Below are 6,662 nucleotides of genomic sequence, written 5' to 3'. Positions count from 1 at the left end.
GCGCCTGCTGGACGGCCTTGGCCGCCACGGCAACCGCCCGGCGCACGTGCACTTCTTCGTCTCGTCGGATAACAGCCGCAAGCTCACCACGCAATTCAATATCGAAGGCGATCCGCTCATTTGGGATGACTTCGCCTATGCGACCCGTGAAGAACTGATTCCTCAAGTGGTCGAAAAGACCGGTGGCACGGCGCTCGGCCTGAAAGCCGACACGTACAAGGACATCGAGTTCAACGTCACGCTCACGCCGCTGGTCCAGGGTAAGGACAACCAACTCGTTCACCGCCTGCGCGCCGAAGCCACGGCGTAACCGTCCTGCGTGGCGGCGGCGTGAAGACACAGCCGCCGCCAGTTTTTCCGCGATCATCATTCGACACCGATGCAGGAACTCCGTACCGCGTGTGGAGTATGCATAGGAGAGCTAATATGTCAGCCATCATCGACAAAGCCAGTGACCTGGATCACCTGCTGTCCACCGCCGTGCAGGACGACAAGCAAAACGGTGTGTTCCGTTGCCGCCGGGACATCTTCACCAATACCGACCTGTTCGAACTGGAGATGAAATACATCTTCGAGAAGAACTGGGTGTACCTCGCGCACGAAAGCCAGATTCCTGAAAACAACGACTACTACACCACATGGCTGGGTCGTCAGCCGGTAGTCATCACACGTGACAAGACCGGCGCGCTGAACGCCGTCATCAACGCCTGTGCGCACAAGGGTGCCATGCTGTGCCGTCGCAAGCACGGCAACAAGGGCAGCTTCACGTGTCCGTTCCACGGCTGGACGTTCTCCAACACCGGCAAGCTCCTGAAGGTGAAGGACGAGAAGACCACCGAGTATCCCGTGCAATTCAACCAGCAGGGGTCTCACGACCTGAAGAAGGTCGCGCGCTTCGAGAACTATCGTGGCTTTCTGTTCGGCAGCCTGAATGCCGACGTGCAGCCGCTTGAAGACTACCTCGGCGAAGCGAAAATCATCATCGACCAGATCGTCGACCAGTCGCCGAACGGACTCGAAGTGCTGCGCGGCAACTCCTCGTATGTCTACGACGGCAACTGGAAGATGCAGATGGAGAACGGCTGTGACGGCTATCACGTCAGCACGGTGCACTGGAATTACGCCGCGACCATGGGCCGGCGCAAGGAAGACGGCACCCAGGCGGTGGACGCCAATAGCTGGAGCAAGTCGGTCGCGGGCGTATACGGCTTCGACCATGGCCACATCCTGCTGTGGACCAACACGATGAACCCCGAAGTGCGCCCGGTGTACAAGCATCGCGAGGAAATCAAGGCGCGCGTGGGCGAAGTGCAGGCGGAATTCATCGTCAATCAGACGAGAAACTTGTGCCTCTACCCGAATGTGTTTCTGATGGACCAGTTCAGCACGCAGATTCGTGTGGTGCGCCCGATCAGCGTGGACAAGACCGAGGTGAACATTTTCTGCTTCGCGCCGAAGGGCGAGAGCGCGGAAGATCGTGCGACGCGCATTCGCCAGTATGAGGACTTCTTCAACGTCACGGGCATGGGCACCGCCGACGACCTCGAAGAGTTCCGCGCCTGCCAGAACGGTTATGCAGGCACCACGGCAATGTGGAACGATCTCTCGCGCGGCGCGCCGCTGTGGGTAGAAGGTGCGGACGAGAACGCTAAGAAGATGGGCATCAAGCCGGTCATTTCCGGCGAGCGCAGCGAAGACGAAGGCCTGTTCGTGGTCCAGCACGAGTACTGGGTGCACGCCATGCGCGACGCTCTCAAGCAGGAACTGAATCACGAACAAGCGGGAGCGCAGGCATGAGCAACGATTACCAGAAAATCTGCGCCACGCTGTACCGCGAAGCGCGCCTGCTCGACGATCGCCAGTGGGAAGCGTGGCTCGCCTGCTACGCCGAAGACGTCACGTACTGGATGCCCGCATGGGACGACGATGACCAGATCATCGACGACCACGAATCGCAGATCTCGCTGATGTACTACCCCGATCGCGGCGGCCTCGAAGACCGTGTATTTCGCATCAAGACCGAACGCAGCGGCGCTTCGATGCCGGAGCCGCGCACGAGCCACAACGTAACGAACGTGGAAGTGCTGGCGGATCGTGGCGACGAAGTGGAGGTGCGCTACAACTTCCACACGCTCAGTCATCGCTACAAAACCACGGATAGCTTCTTCGGCACGATGTTCGTCACCTTGCGCAAGACCGGCGACGAATTCCTGATTGCCTGCAAAAAGATCGTGCTGAAGAACGACTACATCCGGCAGGTACTCGACGTTTATCACGTTTGAAGTCTCGGTTGACATCGAGACCCGGTTTCAACATGGGAAAGAAGGAGACACCATGTCCAGCTACAAGATTGCACTGAATTTCGAAGACGGTGTGACCCGTTTCATCGAATGCAAGGCCGGCGAGAAGGTCCTCGACGCAGCCTTTCGTGCGCGGATCAACCTGCCGATGGATTGCTCAGACGGCGTGTGCGGCACCTGCAAGTGCCGCGCGGAAAGCGGCAGCTACGACCTGGGCGAAGACTATATCGAGGACGCGCTGACCGAAGACGAAAAGGACAGCGGTCTCGTACTCACCTGCCAGATGGTACCGGAGAGCGATTGCGTGATCGCGATTCCCGCGTCTTCCACGGTGTGCAAAACCGGGCACAGCAAAATTGCGGCCACGGTGGCGAAGGTCGAGCAACACAACGACGCGGCGGTCGTGCTCGAACTGGACGTCGACGCAACGGGCCCCGTGTTCCTGCCGGGCCAGTACGTCAATATCGACGTGCCGGGCAGTGGCCAGCATCGTTCGTATTCCTTCTCTTCTGCGCCGGGCGAATCGAAAATCAGCTTCCTGATCAAGAAGATTCCGGGCGGCGTGATGAGCACCTGGCTCGAAGCCGCACAACCGGGTACGAAGCTCGATTTGACGGGGCCACTCGGCAGCTTCTATTTGCGTGACGTGCAGCGGCCGCTGCTGTTCCTCGCAGGCGGCACGGGTCTGGCTCCGTTCCTCTCGATGCTGGAAGTGCTCGCGCGCACCAACGCGCAGCAGCAGGTGCACCTCATTTACGGCGTGACACGCGACCTCGACCTGGTGCTGGTTGAAGCCGTCGAAGCTTACGCGGCGAAACTGCCGAACTTCAGCTTCGCGACCGTCATCGCCGACGCGGATTCGAATCATCCGCGCAAGGGTTGGGTCACCCAGCACATTCCCGCCGACGCCCTGAACGATGGCGACGTCGACGTGTATCTGTGCGGGCCGCCGCCCATGGTGGACGCCGTACGCAAGTATTTCGATGACGAAGGCGTGAAGCCCAACAGCTTCCACTACGAGAAGTTCACCCCCAACGTCGTTCCGAAGGCGGCATGAACATGCAACGATTCGCAGGCAAGGTCATCGTCGTCACCGGGGCGGCGCAGGGAATTGGCCGCGGCGTCGCGCTGCGCGCGGCGGCCGAAGGCGGAAAGGTTGTGTTCGTCGATCGCGCGGATTTCGTAGCCGAAGTCGCGGCAGAGGCGAAGGGCGCTGAAACGGCGGGATTCGTCGCCGACCTCGAAACGTATGAAGGCGCGAAAGCGGCAATGGATTTCGCCGCGCGACGATTTGGCGGCATCGACATTCTCATCAACGGTGTGGGCGGTGCAATCCGTATGCGTCCGTTCGCGCAATTCGAGCCGGCGCAGATCGATGCGGAAATCCGCCGCTCGCTCATGCCCACGCTGTACACGTGTCACGCCGTGTTGTCGCATCTGCTCGAACGCGGGCGCGGCACCATCGTCAATGTCTCTTCGAACGCCACGCGCGGCATCCGACGCGTGCCCTATTCGGCAGCGAAAGGCGGCGTGAACGCGATTACACAATCGCTGGCGATGGAATACGCGGAGCACAATATCCGCGTGGTCGCCACGGCGCCAGGCGGCACCGAAGCACCGCCGCGCCGCGTTCCGCGCAATGCCGCCGGCGACAGCGAACAGGAAAAGGCCTGGATGGGCGAGGCGGTGCAGCAGGTCACCGAGTCGACTTTCTTCAAGCGCTACGGCAGCCTCGACGAACAGGTCGCGCCGATCCTGTTTCTCGCTTCGGACGAGGCGAGCTATATCACCGGTTCGGTGTTGCCGGTCGCAGGCGGCGACACGGGCTGAAGCGACGCGCGCAGGTTGGCGCTGGGCGCGCACACGTGGGCGGGGTGATATGCTCGAAGAACCCTGATTTTCGTATCGCTATCTCCATGAATATCGATCCCGCTGTCGTCAAAGCCTTCGCGCCCACGGGCACGTTGCGCGCCTCCATCAACCTCGGCAATCCGATACTCGCGAATCGCGATGCAGCGTCGGGCGAACCGTTCGGCGTGTCCGTCGATCTCGCGCGTGCGTTCTCGCAGCACTTAGGCGTGCCACTCGAACTCGTCGTGTTCGACGCGGCGGGGAAGTCCGTCGAAGCCGTGAGCGACGAACGCGCGGATTTTGGCTTCTTTGCCGTCGATCCAAAGCGAGGCGAGACGATCGCGTTCACCGCGCCTTATGTGTTGATCGAAGGCTTTTATCTGGTTCGCGACGATTCGCCGGTGCATACGAATGCCGAAGTAGATCAGCCGCATAACCGGGTGGTGGTGGGCAAGGGCAGTGCGTACGATCTTTTTCTCACGCGCGAATTAAAACAAGCAGAGATCGTGCGCGCGCCGACTTCTCCAACCGTCGTGCAAACTTTCCTCGATCAAGGGCTCGAAGTGGCCGCGGGCGTGAAGCAGCAACTCGAAGCCGATGCCGCGAAAGTTGGTGGCTTGCGTCTGCTCGACGAACGCTTCATGGTGATTCGCCAGGCCATGGGCGTCGCGAAGAGCCGCGGTCCGCAGGCCGCCGAAATGCTTGGCGCGTTTGTTGAAACGATGAAGACGTCGGGATTTGTCGCAGAGGCATTGAAGCGCCACGCAATAGCGGGCGCATCGGTTGCCCCGGCTGCTTGAACAAATCACGTCAAGCAAAGAAGAGAGCGCATTAATACAAGAATCAACATGCTCTGAGGGCAGATTTCCCCGGCGATTCTCAATGTGGATAATCGGCCTTTCTCGCCGGCTTTAATGCGTCACTCCGAAAGCATTATGTAATTTTTCCGGCGATATTCACGCCCCGCACATTCCTCGATGTGCGTCGAGCCTTGCCCAGCGCGGTTGTGCCATCTTCGCCACGGCGCTCGAATTTCAACACCATTTTTATTTTCGACACCCTATGATGCGGGTGTTCGATTCGCGCCGTACTCGCCGCACGATTCCCATTTCGTCATTGCATTATCAACATCGATGAATTGCGCAATTCGCAATAATCATCGACGGATAGCTTTTTGCTTTTGAATCTGCACCGAAATGGAATGCGCGCGTATGAGATTGCACGCCGATGGTGCCGGCCGCCTGAATTCGATGCATTAACCCACCGCCCAATCGGAGCTTGAAAACATGAAAAAATCGCTACTCGCCACGGCACTCCTGAGCGCATTCGCTATTTCGGCGCACGCGCAAAGCAGCGTGACCCTCTACGGCCTGATCGATACCGGTCTCGTCTACACGAACAACCAGTTCGGCCACAGCAACTGGCAGCTGAATAGCAGCTCCACGCAGAACACGGTGTTCGGCCTCAAGGGTTCGGAAGATCTGGGCGGCGGTCTGCATGCGATCTTCAAGCTCGAACAAGGCTTCCTGCTCAACAACGGCGCGCAGGCGTTCTCGGGTCTTGGCTTCGGCTCGCAAGCCTGGGTCGGTCTGCAAAGCGATCCGTACGGCACGCTCACGTTCGGCCGCCAGTTCGACGTGATGAACGACCTCGTGGGCCCGCTCACGGCGGAATTCAACACGTGGGGCGGCAGCCTCGCGGCTCACCCGTTCGAGAACGACAACCTCGCTGCGAACTCCGTCGTCATCAACAACTCCGTCAAGTACGCGAGCCCGACTTGGTACGGCGTGACGTTCGAGACGATGTACTCGTTCAGCAACAAGGCCGGCGACTTCGCGAACAACCGCTCGTACGGCTTCGCCGTTTCGTACAGCCAGGGCCCGCTGAACCTCGCGGCCGGCTACCTGCAGTTCAACAACGCGGGCACCGGCAGCGGCGCGGTAAACACCAGCGACACCAGCGCGAACTTCGTGGCGGAGCGTCAGCGCGTCTGGTCGCTCGGCGGCAACTACACGTACGGCCCGGCCACGGTGGGTCTCGTCTGGAGCCATTCGCAGATCGACAACGTCGCGGGCGTCTACTCGTTCGGCACGGGCACCTATCTCGGCTCGAACGACGACTCCGCGGGCTCGCTCGCCGGTTCGCTGCGCCTCGACAACTTCGAAGCGAACGTGAAATACGCGCTCACGACTGCATGGAGCGTCTCGGGTGCGTACACGTACACGCACGGCGCGTACAACGGCTCGAACCCGGGCTGGAACACGGCCATGCTGCAAACGGACTACGCCATCAGCAAGCGCACCGACTTCTACCTCGAAGGCGTGTACCAGAACGTGCATGGCGCACCGGAGGGCTCCGTGCTCTCGCACGCCATGATCAACACGCTCTCGCCTTCGTCGACCGATACGCAGGTCGCCGTGACGGTGGGCATGCGTCACGCGTTCTAAGTCAGTCCAGCGAGGCTGAATTCGGCGGGCATCTGTCCCCGCCGAACGCTCTCCCATACGCGGC

The 6,662-nt window shown here is 60.4% G+C and carries 7 protein-coding genes; all 7 read left to right on the top strand.

Annotated features, from left to right (window positions below):
* On the top strand, nt 1-310 hold a 310-nt coding region (locus JMY28_RS38060; protein WP_456238750.1), incomplete at its 5' end, for a dioxygenase family protein.
* Between the two features lie 116 nt (nt 311-426).
* Complete coding sequence (locus tag JMY28_RS38055) at nt 427-1,797, top strand: Rieske 2Fe-2S domain-containing protein (RefSeq protein WP_201701027.1); 1,371 nt, start codon at nt 427-429, stop codon at nt 1,795-1,797.
* Nucleotides 1,794-2,282: a benzoate 1,2-dioxygenase small subunit gene (benB, locus tag JMY28_RS38050; RefSeq protein ID WP_201701026.1), complete on the top strand. Its 489-nt coding sequence runs from the start codon at nt 1,794-1,796 to the stop codon at nt 2,280-2,282. Before JMY28_RS38055 ends, benB begins: the two co-directional genes overlap by 4 nt.
* 52 nt (nt 2,283-2,334) lie before the next feature.
* A complete protein-coding gene (benC, locus tag JMY28_RS38045) occupies nt 2,335-3,357 on the top strand; it encodes a benzoate 1,2-dioxygenase electron transfer component BenC (RefSeq protein WP_201701025.1) in 1,023 nt (340 codons plus the stop codon).
* Nucleotides 3,354-4,130 (top strand): benzoate diol dehydrogenase BenD, encoded by a 777-nt coding sequence (gene benD / locus JMY28_RS38040; RefSeq protein WP_201701024.1) that lies wholly within the window; start codon nt 3,354-3,356, stop codon nt 4,128-4,130. Before benC ends, benD begins: the two co-directional genes overlap by 4 nt.
* A gap of 86 nt (nt 4,131-4,216) precedes the next feature.
* Complete coding sequence (locus tag JMY28_RS38035; RefSeq protein WP_201701023.1) at nt 4,217-4,951, top strand: ABC transporter substrate-binding protein; 735 nt, start codon at nt 4,217-4,219, stop codon at nt 4,949-4,951.
* A gap of 486 nt (nt 4,952-5,437) precedes the next feature.
* Nucleotides 5,438-6,598 carry a porin gene (locus JMY28_RS38030; protein ID WP_201701022.1) on the top strand — a complete coding sequence of 387 codons (1,161 nt, stop codon included), beginning with the start codon at nt 5,438-5,440 and terminating at the stop codon, nt 6,596-6,598.
* Nucleotides 6,599-6,662 lie beyond the last annotated feature (64 nt).

The organism is Paraburkholderia hiiakae (genome assembly GCF_904848665.1).
GTDB lineage: Bacteria > Pseudomonadota > Gammaproteobacteria > Burkholderiales > Burkholderiaceae > Paraburkholderia > Paraburkholderia hiiakae.
This window is presented reverse-complemented; position numbering and strand designations above follow the sequence as displayed.

Bases quoted from the DNA above. Each gene is read 5' to 3' on its own strand.
- JMY28_RS38055 (WP_201701027.1), top strand. From the start codon at position 427: ATGTCAGCCATCATCGACAAAGCCAGTGACCTGGATCACCTGCTGTCC.
- benB (WP_201701026.1), top strand. From the start codon at position 1,794: ATGAGCAACGATTACCAGAAAATCTGCGCCACGCTGTACCGCGAAGCG.
- benC (WP_201701025.1), top strand. From the start codon at position 2,335: ATGTCCAGCTACAAGATTGCACTGAATTTCGAAGACGGTGTGACCCGT.
- benD (WP_201701024.1), top strand. From the start codon at position 3,354: ATGAACATGCAACGATTCGCAGGCAAGGTCATCGTCGTCACCGGGGCG.
- JMY28_RS38035 (WP_201701023.1), top strand. From the start codon at position 4,217: ATGAATATCGATCCCGCTGTCGTCAAAGCCTTCGCGCCCACGGGCACG.
- JMY28_RS38030 (WP_201701022.1), top strand. From the start codon at position 5,438: ATGAAAAAATCGCTACTCGCCACGGCACTCCTGAGCGCATTCGCTATT.